At 42.4% G+C, this 18,098-nt stretch carries 15 protein-coding genes; all 15 read left to right on the top strand.

Translation table 11 applies throughout. The features are described 5' to 3' along the window. Nucleotides 1–162 precede the first annotated feature (162 nt). Nucleotides 163–552, top strand: coding sequence for a hypothetical protein (locus tag ACEWB7_RS05390; protein ID WP_051065385.1), 390 nt, complete (start codon nucleotides 163–165; stop codon nucleotides 550–552). Between the two features lie 146 nt (nucleotides 553–698). Then, nucleotides 699–1,586, top strand: a complete 888-nt coding sequence (locus tag ACEWB7_RS05385; protein ID WP_312317034.1) for a bile acid:sodium symporter family protein — start codon at nucleotides 699–701, stop codon at nucleotides 1,584–1,586. Nucleotides 1,587–1,673: 87 nt separating this feature from the next. After that, nucleotides 1,674–2,573: a bile acid:sodium symporter family protein gene (locus ACEWB7_RS05380; RefSeq protein ID WP_125278346.1), complete on the top strand. Its 900-nt coding sequence runs from the start codon at nucleotides 1,674–1,676 to the stop codon at nucleotides 2,571–2,573. Between the two features lie 123 nt (nucleotides 2,574–2,696). Beyond that, nucleotides 2,697–3,602 (top strand): 50S ribosomal protein L11 methyltransferase, encoded by a 906-nt coding sequence (gene prmA / locus ACEWB7_RS05375; protein ID WP_034590222.1) that lies wholly within the window; start codon nucleotides 2,697–2,699, stop codon nucleotides 3,600–3,602. A 17-nt stretch (nucleotides 3,603–3,619) separates the two neighbouring features. Beyond that, nucleotides 3,620–4,480, top strand: coding sequence for a DUF3426 domain-containing protein (locus tag ACEWB7_RS05370; RefSeq protein ID WP_125278348.1), 861 nt, complete (start codon nucleotides 3,620–3,622; stop codon nucleotides 4,478–4,480). A 401-nt stretch (nucleotides 4,481–4,881) separates the two neighbouring features. Continuing rightward, nucleotides 4,882–5,151, top strand: coding sequence for a DNA-binding transcriptional regulator Fis (gene fis / locus ACEWB7_RS05365; RefSeq protein ID WP_001086304.1), 270 nt, complete (start codon nucleotides 4,882–4,884; stop codon nucleotides 5,149–5,151). Nucleotides 5,152–5,245: 94 nt separating this feature from the next. Continuing rightward, nucleotides 5,246–6,820: a bifunctional phosphoribosylaminoimidazolecarboxamide formyltransferase/IMP cyclohydrolase gene (purH, locus tag ACEWB7_RS05360; RefSeq protein WP_312317028.1), complete on the top strand. Its 1,575-nt coding sequence runs from the start codon at nucleotides 5,246–5,248 to the stop codon at nucleotides 6,818–6,820. A gap of 147 nt (nucleotides 6,821–6,967) precedes the next feature. Continuing rightward, the gene (purD, locus tag ACEWB7_RS05355) at nucleotides 6,968–8,251 is read left to right on the top strand and encodes a phosphoribosylamine--glycine ligase (protein ID WP_312317026.1); all 1,284 of its coding nucleotides are present in this window, start codon (nucleotides 6,968–6,970) and stop codon (nucleotides 8,249–8,251) included. Nucleotides 8,252–8,378: 127 nt separating this feature from the next. Further along, nucleotides 8,379–8,918, top strand: a complete 540-nt coding sequence (locus ACEWB7_RS05350; RefSeq protein ID WP_312317023.1) for a GNAT family N-acetyltransferase — start codon at nucleotides 8,379–8,381, stop codon at nucleotides 8,916–8,918. A 541-nt stretch (nucleotides 8,919–9,459) separates the two neighbouring features. Continuing rightward, nucleotides 9,460–10,335 carry a MetQ/NlpA family ABC transporter substrate-binding protein gene (locus ACEWB7_RS05345; protein ID WP_004786195.1) on the top strand — a complete coding sequence of 292 codons (876 nt, stop codon included), beginning with the start codon at nucleotides 9,460–9,462 and terminating at the stop codon, nucleotides 10,333–10,335. A gap of 72 nt (nucleotides 10,336–10,407) precedes the next feature. Continuing rightward, nucleotides 10,408–11,433 carry a methionine ABC transporter ATP-binding protein gene (locus tag ACEWB7_RS05340; protein ID WP_312317021.1) on the top strand — a complete coding sequence of 342 codons (1,026 nt, stop codon included), beginning with the start codon at nucleotides 10,408–10,410 and terminating at the stop codon, nucleotides 11,431–11,433. After that, nucleotides 11,430–12,125: a methionine ABC transporter permease gene (locus ACEWB7_RS05335; protein ID WP_004786199.1), complete on the top strand. Its 696-nt coding sequence runs from the start codon at nucleotides 11,430–11,432 to the stop codon at nucleotides 12,123–12,125. The genes ACEWB7_RS05340 and ACEWB7_RS05335 overlap by 4 nt, the downstream gene beginning before the upstream one ends. Before the next feature lie 661 nt (nucleotides 12,126–12,786). After that, nucleotides 12,787–16,359 carry a DNA polymerase III subunit alpha gene (dnaE, locus tag ACEWB7_RS05330; RefSeq protein ID WP_312317018.1) on the top strand — a complete coding sequence of 1,191 codons (3,573 nt, stop codon included), beginning with the start codon at nucleotides 12,787–12,789 and terminating at the stop codon, nucleotides 16,357–16,359. Between the two features lie 35 nt (nucleotides 16,360–16,394). Beyond that, nucleotides 16,395–17,243: an RNA methyltransferase gene (locus ACEWB7_RS05325; protein WP_312317015.1), complete on the top strand. Its 849-nt coding sequence runs from the start codon at nucleotides 16,395–16,397 to the stop codon at nucleotides 17,241–17,243. Continuing rightward, nucleotides 17,243–18,052 (top strand): serine O-acetyltransferase, encoded by an 810-nt coding sequence (cysE, locus tag ACEWB7_RS05320; protein WP_312317012.1) that lies wholly within the window; start codon nucleotides 17,243–17,245, stop codon nucleotides 18,050–18,052. The genes ACEWB7_RS05325 and cysE overlap by 1 nt, the downstream gene beginning before the upstream one ends. Nucleotides 18,053–18,098 lie beyond the last annotated feature (46 nt).

Here is an 18,098-nt window from a genome sequence, read left to right as displayed (position 1 = left end):
TCGGAATTTACTCTGCCAGCTAATAAAGCAATGTAATTAAACTTTGCATACTTACTATATAAATTAAACATCTAAACTCAAAAAGTTACCCGACTCATATTGTTTAATATTGATTAGTTTTTAATCTATAAAGTGGTCACATTACAAACAAAGGTATACATGATGAATAAGAATATTTTCCTAGCAACAGCGCTCTGCGGTCTATGTTTCGCTCCATTTGCAGCCTCAGCAAATGATAAAGTCGAGAAGGTTTATAATGCCCAAAAATACCAGCAAGTTTGTAAAGGTAAATCAGAGGGCGCTCCTGTAAGTTTTGCTTACCGCGGCATTATCTGGAATGGTACCTGTCAGCAACAGTTCTTCCCTTCATCATCAACCAATATCAAAGGCGATGAACCTGAACTTTATACATCTTGTAGTTCAGGCGGCAAAACTTCAGCAACCATTAATGGCACTCAGGTCAATGGTAAATGTGCATTAGGCTTTACCCCTCCACGTCCACAGTCACAAATGCAAACTCAGCCTCAAACCCCATCTCAATCAGGGATGTAAATCACTATATAGCTGATTAAATATATTTTTAATCAGAAACTTAACGGGTAAAATGCATAAATTTTACCCGTTTTTATATTGCTTATTTATTCATCTACGCTAAACTCAAAGCATACCTAAAAAATGAATAATAAAAAGGAAACTTCATGGATTCGGGGTTTTTTAGTTTGTTTTTGCCGATTACTTTGGCAATTACGATGATGGGGTTAGGACTACAGTTAACAGTCAAGGATTTTCTGCATGTTAGTCGTTATCCCAAGGTGATTTTTATTGTCTTATTCTCACAACTGGTCATTTTAACCGGTTTAACCTTTTTAATCTGTCTGGTACTGGATCTGCCACCATTGCTTGCTGTAGGCATGATGCTGCTAGCTGCCTCTCCAGGAGGTGCCACTGCCAATCTGCTGAGCTATCTTTATAAAGGTGATGTGGCGCTTAATATCACGTTAACCGCCATCAATACGATTATTTCTATTTTCACCTTACCTTTTATTATGAACCTGTCCCTGTACTATTTTATAGGACATGATACCGGCATCGGCTTACCGCTTGAAAAAATGGCTCAGGTTTTTCTGATTACAATTATTCCGGTCGTGATCGGCATGCTGATTCGGGCAAAATTTCCAAAGCTTTCAGATATTGTACATATGCCAATGCGGTTTCTATCTATCGCTTTTTTAAGCATGCTCTTGATTTATGCCATTTTCCAAGAGCGCTTTAACATCATCGAATATTTTGCCAGTATCGGGATTGCTACTTCCATATTATGTTTTTCCAGCCTGTTTCTCGGTTATTGCCTACCTTTATTAATGGATATCCCAGACAAGATGGCACGCGCCTGTACCTTTGAAGTCGGCATTCACAACACAACTGTATCAATGACGATTGCGATTTCTGTCCTCAATAATGTCACCATTGCCATCCCTGCGGGTATTTATTCAATTGTCATGTACGTTTTTGCCGGTATTTTTGGTTTTATGATTAGTCAGCAAAAGCTTAGCTATAGTGGCAAGAGTCGTTTATCAGATTTGTAACTTCCTAAGTCAAATGCATGCTTAAGCTGTATGCTTTTTATAGAAAATTTAAAACTATTAAAATAAATTTCTATAAGGAGCATGCAGATGGACTCTGGCATCATAACAATATTCCTCCCCCTCGCACTCGCCATCATCATGGTGGGATTAGGACTCGAACTCACGCTCAAAGATTTTGCCCGGGTAAGCCAGCACCCTAAAGCAGTGCTGGTTGCCTTGTTTTGTCAATTAATTCTACTGGTAAGCATTGCTTTCATTCTATGTAAAGTTCTGACTTTACCACCTTTACTAGCTGTTGGTCTGATGTTGCTGGCCGCATCGCCAGGTGGCAGTACCGCAAATCTGTTCAGCTATCTGTTTAAAGGCGATCTAGCCCTCAATATTACCTTGACTGCGATCAATTCGGTGGTTGCTGCATTTACCTTGCCTTTAATTATGAACTTTTCCATTATGCATTTTATGCAGGACAGTCAGCAGATCAGCTTGCAGTTCGGAAAGATTCTGCAAGTGTTTGGTATCATTATTATACCAGTCGCGATTGGTATGTTGATTCGTCATTATGCGCCTGCACTTACAGTAAAGTTAAACAAGCCTCTTCGCATTTTTGCAGTCCTCTTTCTAGTACTGATTATCGCCGGAGCAATTTATAGTGAACGCGCTAATATTGCCGAATATCTGACTCAGGTGGGTTTAGCAACCGCCCTGTTCTGTCTCTTCAGCTTAATGATTGGCTATTTTGTTCCACGACTAATGAACATCAATTCTGCTCAGGCACGTGCCAGCGCTTTCGAGATCGGTATTCATAACAGTACACTCGCCATGACCATTGCACTTACTGTCATGTCCAGCACTGTGGTTGCCATGCCTGCTGCGGTCTATTCCATCTTCATGTATATCTTCGCGGCTATTTTTGGATTATTACTGAATCGCTTTGCTCCAGTAACTGCACGTCCTAGCATTTCTCCCACTCAGGAAAATGCGTTTTAACCGGTTTTCATAAAAAGGATGCGAAAGCATCCTTTTTATTTAACTCCGTCTCAAGAAGATCACACCTTCAAGCCGAACTTCCGTTACAATAGCTTTTTGAAAAAATGTATAAAGGTTATTTCTGTGAAGTGGTTACAAATTCATATTACAGTTGATCAGGCTCAGGTAGATTTTACTGAAACATTACTTAGCTCACTGGGCGCCGTAAGTGTCACTCTGGATGATGCTGAAAACCAGGATTTGCTGGAACCACTTCCAGGTGAAACACCACTCTGGAATAAAGTGATCGTGACTGGCATCTATGCTCAGGAAGATGACGAAGAAGAAATCGATGTAGCTGCATTGGAAACCTTTATTCGCGCACAACTACCTGAAGCACCGATCCGGCATGAATTCCTGGAAGATCAAGCTTGGGAACGCACCTGGATGGATGCCTACGAGCCAATCCAGATTTCTGAAAAATTCTGGATTGTTCCAGAATGGATGCAAGCGCCTGAAGCAGATGCAGTGAATATTAAACTTGATCCAGGTTTGGCCTTTGGTACAGGTAACCATGCATCTACTTTCCTTTGCCTGCAATGGCTGGGCAAAACCGATGTAAAAGACAAGATCGTGATCGATTATGGCTGTGGTTCAGGTATTCTGGCTGTCGCTGCATTGTTACTTGGTGCCAAATATGCCTATGCAACTGATATTGACCCACAAGCTGTTTTGGCCACCAAACAGAATGCTGAACTGAATGGCGTATTGGATCGACTTTATGTTGGTTTACCGGAAGAGTTCAATGCAGAGCTTGGTGAGCAGAAAGCAGATGTATTTGTTGCTAATATTCTGGCTGGCCCACTCATGATGCTTGAGCCTGAGTTCGCAGAATTGGTCAAACCTGAGGCAGAGTTCGCACTCGCAGGTGTTATCGAAGAGCAAGTTGCTGATGTTACTAGCATTTACTCAAAACATTTTGATATATTAGAAGTAGAAAAACGCGATGAACACTGGTGCCGTATCTCGGGGAAACGCCATAAGAATTAAAGAGTCTATAAACATTTATGAGTGACAAGCGAACCCACTGCCCGACCTGCTCTACAACCTATAAAGTTACGGTTGCGCAATTAACCATTGCCCAAGGCATGGTTTGCTGCCCAAAATGTAGTACGACCTTTAATGCTTTATCGCATCTGGTGACCGAAGCACAGAATTCGGTCGCCCTTACCCATACGCCAAGTCATGTTTCTTATATTAATAGAAACCTCACCAAATCTACTTCTTCAGCTAATTCTTCAGATCAGCACTATTTACTGAACATCTTTGATGAAAAAGTTGAAAACTCAAATATTGATCTGAAGACCTATCTGAACAACCTGAATTATTTCAGTACTGAACCGATTGCAGTACTGCCTAGCATGAACTGGGATGATCAGGCTGATAAACAGCACAATAAAGGCCCGCTTTATTATTTAGGCTGGACCAGCCTAAACCTGTTCTTATTTGGCTTACTTTTATTTCAATTCTTCTGGTTCAATCCACACTATATTAAGAATAGTCATGTGATGAGTGTGGCTTTTAACAATATCTGTGAAGTGTTCAACTGTTCCAATCTGGAAGAACATTACAATCTGATCAATACTAATAAGGTCAAAGCCAAAGCGATTGCCACAGATAAAACCCAGTTTAGTGGTGAGCTAATCAATTTCCACAAGCGCAGTCTGGAAATGCCAAACTTAAGAGTTCACCTTAAAGATCAGGGTGTAGTCTTGGCGACTTATAATTTAAAACCTCAGGAATACCTGATCGAAAGCCTGGTTAAGATTCAACGTATTCCCCAAAACAGCCCATTTAAATTTGAATTTGTGCTTCCTGTCGACCGTAAAGACTTCGATAATTACAGTTTGGAAATAATTCGACCTTAATATTGATAAAAACTATTAAAAAACGAAAAAAAAGTTAAAAAAAATGCAGTTTTCTTGCTCACTTTTCCCGAGACAATGGTATTATACGCGCCACGAAAGCTATGTGCTGCAAACTCCTCGCTACTTTTTCACAACAAATACAGTCTTGCCTAATGCGCTATAAAACTTATTGCGTATCGAGCAGATTTTTTTGTTTTGATTTTGGTCAGTAACAAAACTTTAACTATTGTTACGCTTATTTTTCGACCAAATCGTCGAGATGTGGCAAGCTACAAGCTCAATGTAATGACCAAGTTTTAGAACTCCAGTTTTAGGATCTAAAATGGAGTTCATTTCAATTTCTAGACCACTTTTATATATCGCTTTACCCAAGTGATATTTGATTTTTCGGATTAATTCGCATGAATAGCAAATCTCCTATTTTTACTGCACAATCTGATGTCGCTCTTCGTATTCACGTAGATCGCGCAGTTCGCCACTACTTTGCACAACTGCAAGGCGAGCAACCTTCTCAGGTGTACGACATGGTGCTGGCAGAAATGGAGAAGCCTTTATTATCTGTCGTTCTAGAATATACGCGTGGTAATCAGACACGCGCTGCCGAGATTCTCGGACTAAACCGCGGTACTTTACGTAAAAAGTTAAAAGCTCACGGTTTAATGAGTGAATAAATGATAAAATGCTTGCGGCTACCGCAGGCATTTTTTTTGACTGTTAATTAGCTATTTAGATTTAATCTGTTCCTTGGTAACTGTGACGAAGATCATGACTATTAAACGCGCTTTAATCTCTGTTTCCGATAAAACCGGTATTGTGGAATTTGCACAAGACCTTGCTGCTCTTGGGGTAGAAATTTTATCTACAGGTGGTACATACAAATTGTTGAAAGACAATAATGTTGCTGTAGTAGAAGTTTCGGAGCACACTGGTTTCCCAGAGATGATGGACGGCCGTGTAAAAACGCTACATCCGAAAATTCATGGTGGCATCCTGGCTCGTCGTGGTCTAGACGAAGCTGTGATGGCTGAACACAACATCGATGCGATCGATCTTGTCGTTGTTAACCTGTATCCATTTGCTGCAACTGTAGCGAAACCAAACTGTTCACTAGCTGATGCAATTGAAAACATCGACATCGGTGGTCCAACAATGGTTCGTGCTGCTGCGAAAAACCACGCGTCTGTGGGCATCGTAGTAAATGCTGCTGACTATGCAACTGTAATTGCTGAGCTTAAAGCTGATGGTGCTTTATCTTATGCAACCCGTTTTGACCTTGCGGTTAAAGCATTCGAACATACTGCTCAATATGACGGTATGATCGCATCTTACTTAGGCGCTCGCGTAGGTAAAGAAGAAGGTCAGGCAGACAAATTTGCGCGTACTTTCAATACTCAATTAAACAAAGCTCAAGACTTACGTTACGGTGAAAACCCGCATCAGTCTGCTGCTTTCTATGTAGATCCTGCTGCAAAAGAAGCTTCTGTTGCGACTGCTAAGCAGCTACAAGGTAAAGAACTTTCTTATAACAACATCGCGGATACTGATGCTGCACTTGAATGTGTGAAATCATTTGCGAAACCTGCTTGTGTGATCGTAAAACATGCGAACCCATGTGGTGTTGCAGTTTCTCTAGACGGCATCAAAGCTGCTTATGATCTTGCTTATACAACTGACCCTGAATCTGCATTCGGTGGCATCATTGCATTCAACCGTGAATTAGACGTTGCAACTGCACAAGCAATTGTGGATCGTCAATTCGTTGAAGTGATCATTGCACCAAGCATCGCTGACGGCGTACTTGAAGTGACTGGCGCGAAGAAAAACGTACGTGTACTCGTATGTGGTGAACTTCCAGCAATTAACGAACGTGCTCCACAACTTGACTACAAACGTGTAAATGGTGGTTTACTGGTTCAAGATCAAGACTTGGGCATGATCACTAAAGATGACCTGAAAGTTGTGACTAAACGCGCACCAACTGAACAAGAAATTGACGATATGATCTTTGCTTGGAAAGTTGCGAAATACGTAAAATCGAACGCAATTGTTTATGCGAAAAACCGTCAGACCATTGGTGTTGGCGCAGGTCAAATGAGCCGTGTAAACTCTGCTCGTATTGCCGCGATCAAAGCTGAACATGCAGGACTCGTGGTTGAAGGTGCAGTTATGGCATCTGATGCATTCTTCCCATTCCGTGATGGCATCGACAATGCGGCTAAAGCCGGCATCAAATGCATCATCCAACCAGGTGGTTCAATGCGTGACGAAGAAACAATTGCAGCAGCTGACGAAGCTGGTATTGCAATGGTATTCACTGGCATGCGTCATTTCCGCCACTAATTTTTAAGTATTAAATTCCAGACCCTCCTTTTCGTAAGGAGGGTTTGTTACATCAGTAGATTATTTAATATCTTGCTATAAGATGTTAAAAGATTTTTAAACCTCATTGGGTTTGTGGAATTTCATTTTCGAGGGAATTTTCTAAAGATGAACATTTTAGTTTTAGGTAGTGGCGGCCGTGAACATGCGCTTGCATGGAAAATCGCACAAGACGATCAAGTGGCAAAAGTATTTGTTGCACCGGGCAATGCAGGCACCGCAACTGAAAATAAATGTGAAAATGTCGCTTTGGACATTCTCGACAATCCTGCCATCATTGATTTTGCGAAAAATAATGCAGTTGAAATGATTATTGTGGGTCCTGAAGCACCGCTTGTGAATGGTGTGGTTGATGCTTGCCGCGAAGCAAGCGTGAAAATTTGGGGTCCAACTCAATTTGCTGCTCAGCTGGAAGGCTCTAAAGCATTCGCTAAGCACTTCTTAAAACGCCATAACATTCCAACAGCTTTCTACGATGTATTTACCGAAGTAGATGCAGCGAAAGCCTTTGTAGAGAAAAATGGTGCACCAATCGTGATCAAGGCTGATGGTCTGGCTGCAGGTAAAGGCGTGATTGTTGCCATGACCAATCAAGAAGCATTTGATGCGATTGATGACATGCTGGCTGGCAACAAGTTTGGCGATGCCGGTTCTCGCGTAGTCATTGAAGAATTCCTTGCTGGTGAAGAAGCCTCTTTCATTTGTATGATTGATGGTGACAACATCTTGCCAATGGCGACGTCTCAAGATCATAAACGTATTTTTGAAGGCGACCAAGGTCCAAATACTGGCGGTATGGGTGCTTACTCTCCTGCTCCTGTTGTGACTGCTGACGTATTTGAAAAAACTATGAATGAAGTGATGCGCCCGACTGTTGAAGGCATGAAAAAAGATGGTCACGTATACACAGGTTTCTTGTATGCAGGTCTGATGATTGACGATAAAGGTCAACCAAAAGTAATCGAGTTCAACTGTCGTTTTGGTGATCCTGAAACTCAACCGATCATGATGCGCTTAAAATCATCTTTGGTAGATTTGGTTCAAGCAGGTCTTGAAGGCAATCTTCCTGCAGAAGCTGAATGGGATGAGCGTAAAACTGTCGGTATCGTACTGGCATCTAAAGGCTATCCTGAAACTTCTAGCAATGGCGATGTGATTTCAGGTCTAGATACTGAAATGACTGATGCCAAAGTATTCCATGCAGGCACCAAAGCCAATGAAAATGGTGATATTGTCACTGCTGGCGGTCGTGTACTTTGTGTGACTGCTTTGGGTAATACCATTGGTGAAGCACAAGCGAAAGCATTAGAGCTTTGTGAAAAAGTAATATTCGACGGCGTTCAATACCGTAAAGATATTGGTTACCGTGCAATTGTGCGTGAAAATGCTTAATCTATATTTAGATTAAATAAAAACCCCGCTGAATGCGGGGTTTTTTTATAGTGAAGAATTTCAACTTTACTCATGCTTGGCTTTATAGTTTTATAAATAGCTAGATCACTAAACTCCATTTTTAGAAATGTTAGAAACAGAACGCCTCATCCTTCGACCTTGGCAAGCATCGGACTATCCAGCTTTTATTGCTATGGGGCAAAATCATGAAGTTATGCGTTATTTTCCCAGCCTACTGACACCTGAACAAAGTCTACAATTTATCGAAAAAGTGACTCGGCAGATTGATCAGCATGGTTGGGGTTTATGGGCAGTTGAGCTAAAAGAGACTAAAGAATTTATTGGTTTTATTGGGCTGCAACCCCAACCTAAATTGTTTGAGTTTTCACCCTGTATTGAAATTGGCTGGCGGCTAGCAAAAAAATATTGGCATCAAGGTTATGCGACTGAAGGTGCACGTGCAGTATTGGATTACGCGTTTACCACTTTAGGTTTGGATAAAGTTGTGTCTTTCACTGCCACAGTCAATACACCATCCGAAGCGGTGATGAAAAAGATAGGCATGGTAAAGACTCAAGAATTCCAGCATCCACGCTTGCCTACGGATCACCCTTTATGTTGGCATGTATTGTATGAAATCAATCAAAGTAATTACTCAGGTAAATAAGACACGGCTCAAATCCTCCCTAAACATTTATTAAAAAAGATCTTTCAGTAGCTTAATGAGCTGATGTATTTATCATGTTTATTCATTTTTATGATTTCTATTGGATAAAATCTTATAAAGATCAATCTTTAAACGATATGAAATTCCGCCTTATCTTCAATAAAAATAATATATTGTATTCATTGATATTTTGATCATTTTCATTCAATTTATATTCTATTAAAAAGATAAGTAAATAGTTTTTATCCACTATATTGAATAAATAATAATTGCTATGATTGCGCCCATTCAGAGCACCAAATTTGACTATAATATCTTTTATAAAACCTCTATTTACTCTCTCCAAATAGGGAATCTCTATAGTGGTTTGGTGAACTCTGACCCGATCGAATTAACGTGAACTGTTGCAGTACATTTGCATTTTCCCTGCCGGAGCCACATGCGACTCGATCTAAGGTCAGCTGAAAGTGTAATAAAACTCCACTTTAACATGACCTTAAAATGCATATACTTTAGGCAACACGAAAATTAGGACATCTTTATGAAAAAGCTACTTGGCGTTTTACTCAGTGCATCTGTACTGACTTTAACTGCATGCGGAAAACAAGAAGCGCCTGCAACGGATGCAGCACAAAACAAAGACTCAGGTGAACTGCAAACTGTTACTATGGCATCTACTGGTTCAGATGCTGACGTATGGCGCTACATTTCAACTTTGCCTGAAACTAAACAAGCCGGCATCAAACTTGATGTGAAAAACTTCACTGACTATGTGGCGATGAATACTGCTGTTGCCAACAAAGAAATTGATGTCAACGCATTCCAGTCTTATGCCTATATGGTTGCTTATAACGACGCCAATACTCAAAAGATCGCTCCGCTTTCTACGACTTATCTTGAGCCAATGGGGATCTACTCAAGCAAAGTAAAAAAAGTAGAAGAATTTAAAACAGGTGCGACGATTGCAATTCCAAACGACGGCGCGAATGAATCACGCGCATTGTTATTATTACAATCTGCTGGTCTGGTAAAACTTAAACCAAACTTTGACCTGGTAAAAGGCACGCCTGCTGACATTACTGAAAATGCGAAACAGATTGTGATTAAGCCAATTCAAATGGCGACCGCAGTTCGTGTGAAAGATGAAGTTGATGCGATTGTTCTAGGTAATACTTTGGCAATGGAAGGTGGTCTGAACGTATTGAAAGATGCGATCTACTACGAAGCGATTGATCAAAGCACTAAAATGAATGTTAACGTTTTAGCTGTGGCTGCTGACCGTCAAAATGATCCTGTACTTCAAAAAGTTGGCCAGTTGTATCATACTCCTGCTGTGAAAGCCTATGTTGATGAACACTTCGGTGGTACTAAAGTTGCTGTAAATAAACCAGTGACTTATTTAACTGAAGAAAAGTAATACAATAATCAATATTCAGAACAGGCAAGATTTCTTGCCTGTTTTTTTATTCGTGATGCAGTATTTGACACTATGATTGAATTTAAAGACATCTCCAAACAGTATGAGCTCAAGGGTCAAACCTTACGTGCTTTGAATCGGATCAACTTACAGATTCCGACCGGCAGTATCTTTGGCATTATTGGCTATAGTGGTGCCGGTAAAAGTACCCTGATCCGCCTAATTAATCTGCTTGAACGCCCAACATCTGGCCAGGTGATTATCAATGGCACGAACTTTACTGCTTTGGATGCCAAATCATTGCGTCAGGAACGTACCCAGATCGGCATGATTTTCCAGCATTTTAACTTGATGCAGACTAAAACAGTGGCTGCCAATATTGAAATGCCAATGAAATTGCTTGGCTGGAGTAAAGCTGAACGGGAAAAACGTCTCGAAGAACTGCTGGATTTTATTGATCTAAAACATAAGCGTCATGCTTTCCCGGATGAACTGTCTGGTGGTCAGAAACAGCGTGTTGGTATGGCTCGTGCCCTAGCGAATCATCCAAAAATTTTGCTCTGTGACGAAGCGACTTCTGCTCTTGATCCGCAAACCACCAAGTCTGTATTGCAACTTCTGAAACGTATTAATCAGGAACAAGGCATTACCATTGTCATGGTCACCCATGAAATGGATGTGATCGAAACCGTGTGCGATTATGTGGCCGTGATGGAAAAAGGTGATGTGATTGAAACCGGTTCTACCCTGCAGATCTTTAGTCAACCTCAGCATCCAACGACGAAAAACTTCATTCAAACTGTACTCCAGCAGAACTTGCCAGTAAATATTCTGGCGAATCTGGAAAATCAGAATCATCACAGTATTTATTGTTTAAAATTCCTGGGCAGCTCAGCGCAGGAAACCGTGATTCAGGGTGTGATCAAACAGTTTGATATCAGCTTGAATATTCTGTTTGCCAATATGACAGAAATTAATGGGTCGGTGATTGGCCAGATGTTTATTCAGCTTTTAGGCGATCCAGCGCAAATCACAGCGGCAATGCAATATCTGAGAGATAACGGCGTACAAGTAGATCAGGCAGGAGTACAAGAATGAGAGATTTAATTGTACAATGGTTGACCACTATTACTGCGCCATTCTGGAAAAGCTCGCTGTCGATGGATCAGTTTGTTACAGCACTGCAAGAAACCTTCCATATGGTGTTCTTTGCGATGTTGTTTGGCTGTATCTGGGGCTTCATTCAGGCGATCATTTTACTCGTCACTCGTCCAAACGGGATTCTGCCAAACCGTGTGATTTACCATGCTCTAAACCCGATTGTGAATGCACTGCGTTCCCTGCCCTTTATTATCCTGCTGATTGCAGTGATTCCACTCACTAAATTTTTGGTCGGTACTTCTATCGGTACGTGGGCAGCGATTGTTCCGCTGACCATTTATGTGGGTCCTTATATCGGCCGTCTAGTGGAAACGTCACTGCTTGAAGTCAATGAAGGCATTATCGAATCTGCCCAAGCCATGGGCGCAACGCCAATGCAGATTATCTTTAAGTTTATTCTGCCAGAAGCGCGTAGCTCACTCATTCTTAACCTGACGACTGCAACCATCAGTCTGATTGGTGCAACGGCGATGGCTGGAGCAGTTGGTGCTGGTGGTATTGGTGACTTAGCGATCTCTTATGGTTATCAGCGTTTTGATACATCTGTGGTGATCATGACTGTAATTGTCTTGTTGATTCTGGTGCAGATTGTACAAAGTGTCGGTGACTGGTTATCTCGACTTCGTTAAGCTAAATTCCTAAGTAAATAAAGCCCTCTTTTTTGAGGGTTTTATTCTTGTATAAAATCTATAACACCCTAATTAACCTATTAACTATCGAGGTTGGCGACATGGATGTCGCCCGTTGGCTTATCTTACGTTCACTTTAAAGCAGTGCTTAAATCTTACTTAGGACATATCAACAAGCTAACAGAAGATTTTTGTTACCTTGCACAGCAGTGCTGCTCATCTTTCAAAGTAAAGTAAGAGATTTAGTGTACTCGCTCATGAATTATAGAAATCATTTATTTTTGAAATTTCAATTCTTCTGAATTTATGAGCTGTCTATTAAAATTATTACTAAATATTATTTTGCTTTTGATCTTAGGATAACCAACCTTACCTTTAAAAGTTTCCTCTTACTTTTGACGGGGCATGAGAAGCATAGCTTCGCAAGACAAAACACCTTTGTTGATCTGATGGCACTTCCTTGTGCCACAGATCAACTAGCGACATCCATGTCGCTGGGCTATAGATTTAATTTCAGGGAAATTATCCTTGTTTAAGTAGAATAATCACTCCAAAGCCCACTTTAAATTAAGATCTAAAAGTTCACCATTTCCCCTCAATTTCAAACTGAAACAATAAATCCCGTGCTAAACTATCGAGTGGTTTTTGCAGGGACTCATTTATGCACTTTGTTCATCTTGGTATTCATACAGAATTTTCGATTACTGAATCCATCGTACGTATACCTGACTTGGTCAAAGCTGCTGCGAATGACGAGATGCCAGCACTCGCGCTGACTGATTTATCCAATCTACATGCTGCTGTTAAATTCTATAAAAAATGTTTGGATAAGGGCATCAAACCGATTCTCGGTTCTGAAATTCGTCTGAATGATGCCGAGCATCGTGTCACCCTGCTATCTATGACTAACAAAGGCTGGCGCAACCTGACCGAACTGGTTTCTGAAGGTTATATCAGCGGCCAGCAACTGGATATTCCTTGCGTACAAAAAGATTGGATCTTGAATCAGCACGATGACATGATCGTATTGCTCGGTATGCAGTCCGATGTCGGCAAAATGCTGATTACTTCAAATCCCGATAAAGCTGAACCGCTACTGCAAGAATGGGTAGAGAAATTTGGAAATCGTGTTTATCTCGCCCTCACCCGCACTGGCCGTGCTAATGAAGATACTTTCATTGAAGAAGCGGTAAAGCTCGCAAAGAAATATAATATTGGTGTAGTTGCACATAATGATGTGCATTTTATTGCACGCGAAGACTTTGAAGCACATGAAGCGCGCGTCTGTATCGCAGATGGTTATGTGCTTGGTGATAATCGCCGTCCTAAAACCTATAGCCCTGAGCAATATTTTAAAAGCTCAGCAGAAATGGCGGAACTGTTTAGCGATATTCCAACCGCGATTGAAAATACCTTCCATATCGCAAGACGTTGTAATGTCACCTTGCGTCTAGGCTTTAATGACTTACCAGATTATCCAATTCCTGAAGGCCATACTATCGACACCTACTTCGCACATTTATGTGAAGAAGGTTTAGAAGAACGTCTGAATTTCCTGTATCCGCCAGAAAAACGTGAAGAAGACTGGCCTTTAATCCGCCAGCCTTATGATGAACGTTTGGCCTTTGAAATCAAGATTATTCTGGACATGGGTTTCCCGGGTTACTTCCTGATCGTAATGGACTTCATTCAATGGTCCAAAGGGAATGGTGTACCGGTTGGTCCGGGCCGTGGTTCAGGTGCGGGTTCCCTCGTAGCCTATAGTTTGAAAATTACCGATCTTGATCCTCTGCGCTATGACCTGCTGTTCGAACGTTTCTTGAACCCGGAACGTGTCTCGATGCCCGATTTCGACGTCGATTTCTGTATCGCTGGTCGTGACCGCGTGATTGACTATGTGGCACGGACTTATGGTCGTGATGCGGTATCGCAAATTGCGACTTTCGGTACCATGGCAGCGAAAGGTGCGATTCGAGATGTAGCCCGTGTCTTGGGTAAATCCTATGGTCTGGCCGATCGTATTTCCAAACTGATTCCCACCAAACCTTTGGGCTTAAGCCTGGAAGAATCTTTGGAAGCCGAGCCACAACTGAAAGACGTCGTTACCAATCCATCCAATCCGGATTATGATGATGCTTCTGAAATCTGGGAAATGGCGCTGAAGCTTGAAGGTATTACCCGAAATACCGGTAAACATGCCGGTGGTGTAGTAATTGCACCAACCAAGCTGACTGACTACTCAGCTGTGATGTGTGATGCTGATGGTACTGCGCGTGTTGCCCAGTTCGATAAGGATGATGTCGAAGCTGCCGGTCTAGTGAAATTCGACTTCTTAGGTCTACGTAACCTGACCGTTATTGAAGATGCCATCAAGCACATTAATACACGCCCAGACGTGACCGAACCGGTGAATATTTCCTATATTCCGCTGGATGACAAGCCAGCCTATAACATCTTCGCGACGGCGAATACCACCGCGGTATTCCAGTTTGAATCCGTCGGCATGAAAAAGATGTTGAAGGAAGCACGTCCTAGCAAGTTCGAAGAAATTATCGCCTTCGTATCGTTATATCGTCCGGGTCCAATGGATCTGATTCCTGACTTTATCCATCGTATGCATGGTGGCGAGTTTGAATACCTGCATCCATTACTGGAAAAGGTATTAGAGCCGACTTACGGGATCATGGTGTATCAGGAACAGGTAATGCAGTCGGCACAGTTCTGTGCCGGCTATAGCTTGGGTGGTGCGGACTTACTTCGTCGTGCGATGGGTAAGAAAAAACCTGAAGAAATGGTCAAGCAGCGTAAGATCTTCATTGAAGGTGCTGCGAAAAAAGATATCGATGAAGCAACGGCGAACCATATCTTCGACTATATGGAAAAATTCGCAGGCTATGGCTTTAACAAATCGCATGCTGCAGCCTATGCACTTGTCGCCTATCAAACAGCTTGGTTGAAAGCGCATTATCCTGCTGAATTCATGTCAGCGGTGATGACCTCGGAAATGCAGAACACTGATAACGTGGTGTTCCTGATTGATGATTGCCGTCATAACGGACTGGAAGTATTACCACCATCGGTGAATATGTCGATTTACCAGTTCCATGCCAGTGATCCAAAAACTATTGTGTATGGTTTAGGTGCGATTAAAGGTGTGGGTGAAGCGGCAATGCAGTCAGTGATTGAATCACGTCAGAAAGAAGGTCCTTATAAAGACCTGTTTGACTTCTGTCACCGTATCGACCTGAAAAAAATCAATAAACGTACGCTCGAAGCCTTGATCCGTGCTGGTGCACTGGATTGCTTGGGCATTGAACGCGCTGATTTAATGGCACAGCTTCCTGAAGCAGTACAGGCTGCAGATCAGGCCCGTCAGAACCGTGAAACCGGGATCATGGATCTATTTGGTGAAGTTGAAGAAGTTCAGCGTAAACCGGCCAAACCGGTGAAACCTTGGTCTGATGAAGTCCGTCTCAAAGGTGAAAAAGATACACTCGGCCTATATCTAACGGGTCACCCAATTGATGTATATCGTAATGAGCTAAAAGCATTCGTACCTTGTCAGATCAATGAATTAACCCCGACCCGTCGTGGTGTAACGACTGTGTTTGCTGGTCTGGTAGTCGATGTCGCTAACTTCCCGAACCGGATGATGGTGACATTAGATGATGGTACGGCACGTATCGAAATCTCCACCAACCATGAACGCTTCCAGCGCTTTAAAGACATCGTTCAGGTTGATAAAGTCGTGGTGATTGAAGGTGAAATTTACGAGCGTGAAGGTTTTGATCGCCCACTCGGTCGTTTGACCAAAGCCTTTAGCCTGAATGAAATCCGTCAGAAACGCGCTAACAGCATCAAGATTACCTTGCAAGCTGAACATTACAGCAAAACCCTCAGCCGTGACTTGCAGCAAATTCTGATGCCATATACCAATGTGGATATGAGCACGCATATTCCAGTGATTCTGTATCTGGATTATGGCTATGCCACGGCTGAACTGCATCTGGGCTTAAGCTGGAAAGTTGCACCACTGGATGATCTTCTCGCCAAGCTGCGTGACTATTTTGGCAAGACTGCGCTCTATATCGAGTATCAGGTGAAGTCTAAAGCTGCACGTGCCGTATCTTATGAAGAAGCTAAGCCAGTTGAGGTTCCGCCTCCGCCTGCTGACATGAGCATGGACGAGGCCTTGGCACAATATGAAGCTGAATCTCAGCTGCAGTATTCATAAATCTCCCATTTTAATATATCCAAACTGGAATTATCATGAGTCAAATTGACAATGCTGCTGTTTCAGCACATCTCTCCCATGTGCGTATTGTCATGGTTAATACCACCCTGCCTGCCAATATTGGTAGTGCCTTACGTGCCATGAAAACCATGGGCCTGTGCAAACTGGTCTTGGTTGCACCAAAAACCTACCCGCATCCAGATATTGATGCGCTGGCTGCAGGTGCAACCGATCTGATCGAACAGATTGAAATCGTAGAAACGCTAGAAGAAGCTATTAAAGATTGCCAGATCGTCTTTGGTACCAGTGCGCGTAGTCGCACTATTCCATGGCCTTTACTTGATGTCCGTCCAGCCGCAGAAAAAGCACTGTCTGCGGTCGTGCAAGAGCAACAGGAAATTGCGATTCTGTTTGGCCGTGAAGACCGTGGTCTGACCAATGAAGAACTGGCGATGGCGAATTATCACTTAACCATTCCTGTGAATACGGATTACGGCGTATTGAATGTCGCTCAAGCCATTCAGGTGATCTGCTATGAGTTACGTATGGCGGCACTGGATCAGGTTGAACACCCACGTGATCCAAAAGCCACCATGCAAGTCATTGATGGCATTGAAATGGAGTGGGATGAACCGCTGGTGACCCATGAACAGATGGAACAGTTCTACCCGCATCTGGAAAAAATGCTGGCAGAAATTGAATTTATGGACCCAAAAAACCCACGATTACTTCCTTTACGCTTGCGTCGCCTTTTCGGACGTATACAATTAGATCATATGGAATATCACTTACTTCGTGGTATTTTCACTCGTGTTCAGGCACTGAATAACGGCACCTGGAAAAAATCTTCCCATACATCACAACAGGATGAGGATCAAAACTAATGCTAAAACAGCTCAAAGAAGATATCCAAGCTGTCTTTGCGCGCGATCCTGCAGCACGCAATACCTTAGAAGTCTTAACCACCTACCCTGGCATCCATGCACTGATTATGCATCGCATGGCACATGAGCTATGGAAAAAAGACTGTAAAGGTACAGCGCGTGTTTTGTCCTCTTTTAGCCGTTTTGCAACAGGTATCGAAATCCATCCCGGTGCCAAGATTGGCCGCCGTTTCTTTATTGACCATGGTATGGGTGTGGTGATTGGTGAGACAGCTGAAATCGGTGATGATGTTACTCTTTATCACGGTGTGACCTTGGGTGGTACAACCTGGAATAAAGGCAAACGTCATCCAACCCTGGAAGATGGTGTGGTTGTGGGTGCCGGCGCAAAAATTCTGGGTCCGTTTACAGTTGGTAAAAATGCCAAGGTCGGTTCCAATGCTGTTGTAACCAAAGCCGTACCGGCCAATACCACAGCGGTCGGCAACCCTGCCCGATTTATTACCAAAGACCAGCCGAAAGATGAGGCTGAAGCACGCCGACGCGATTATGCAGAAAGTATTGGTTTCCAGCCATATGCAACCACACAAGACCAGTCTGATCCGATTATTGAAGGTATGCGGGTTTTACTTGACCGTATTCAACAAAATGAAAAACGCATGAATACACTGTGCAACCGCCTGTCTTTGCTTGACCCGACTTTCAAGAAAAACCAGTTAAATGAACAGCCATTTAGCAAAGAAGAACTTAAAATTCTGGAAGATGCGCGCCGTGAGTGCGAAGCACAAACCAGTCAGTCCAAGGCCTGACTATAAATCATAATTCTTTTGTAACACGCATTTGCTTGCATGATCG

The sequence above is a fragment of the Acinetobacter sp. NIOH-H-8 genome (assembly GCF_046635365.1).
GTDB lineage: Bacteria > Pseudomonadota > Gammaproteobacteria > Pseudomonadales > Moraxellaceae > Acinetobacter.
This window is presented reverse-complemented; position numbering and strand designations above follow the sequence as displayed.

Bases quoted from the DNA above. Each gene is read 5' to 3' on its own strand.
- ACEWB7_RS05385 (WP_312317034.1), top strand. From the start codon at position 699: ATGGATTCGGGGTTTTTTAGTTTGTTTTTGCCGATTACTTTGGCAATT.
- purH (WP_312317028.1), top strand. From the start codon at position 5,246: ATGACTATTAAACGCGCTTTAATCTCTGTTTCCGATAAAACCGGTATT.
- dnaE (WP_312317018.1), top strand. From the start codon at position 12,787: ATGCACTTTGTTCATCTTGGTATTCATACAGAATTTTCGATTACTGAA.
- ACEWB7_RS05345 (WP_004786195.1), top strand. From the start codon at position 9,460: ATGAAAAAGCTACTTGGCGTTTTACTCAGTGCATCTGTACTGACTTTA.
- ACEWB7_RS05370 (WP_125278348.1), top strand. From the start codon at position 3,620: ATGAGTGACAAGCGAACCCACTGCCCGACCTGCTCTACAACCTATAAA.
- purD (WP_312317026.1), top strand. From the start codon at position 6,968: ATGAACATTTTAGTTTTAGGTAGTGGCGGCCGTGAACATGCGCTTGCA.
- fis (WP_001086304.1), top strand. From the start codon at position 4,882: ATGAATAGCAAATCTCCTATTTTTACTGCACAATCTGATGTCGCTCTT.
- ACEWB7_RS05340 (WP_312317021.1), top strand. From the start codon at position 10,408: ATGATTGAATTTAAAGACATCTCCAAACAGTATGAGCTCAAGGGTCAA.
- ACEWB7_RS05380 (WP_125278346.1), top strand. From the start codon at position 1,674: ATGGACTCTGGCATCATAACAATATTCCTCCCCCTCGCACTCGCCATC.
- ACEWB7_RS05390 (WP_051065385.1), top strand. From the start codon at position 163: ATGAATAAGAATATTTTCCTAGCAACAGCGCTCTGCGGTCTATGTTTC.
- cysE (WP_312317012.1), top strand. From the start codon at position 17,243: ATGCTAAAACAGCTCAAAGAAGATATCCAAGCTGTCTTTGCGCGCGAT.
- ACEWB7_RS05350 (WP_312317023.1), top strand. From the start codon at position 8,379: ATGTTAGAAACAGAACGCCTCATCCTTCGACCTTGGCAAGCATCGGAC.
- ACEWB7_RS05325 (WP_312317015.1), top strand. From the start codon at position 16,395: ATGAGTCAAATTGACAATGCTGCTGTTTCAGCACATCTCTCCCATGTG.
- ACEWB7_RS05335 (WP_004786199.1), top strand. From the start codon at position 11,430: ATGAGAGATTTAATTGTACAATGGTTGACCACTATTACTGCGCCATTC.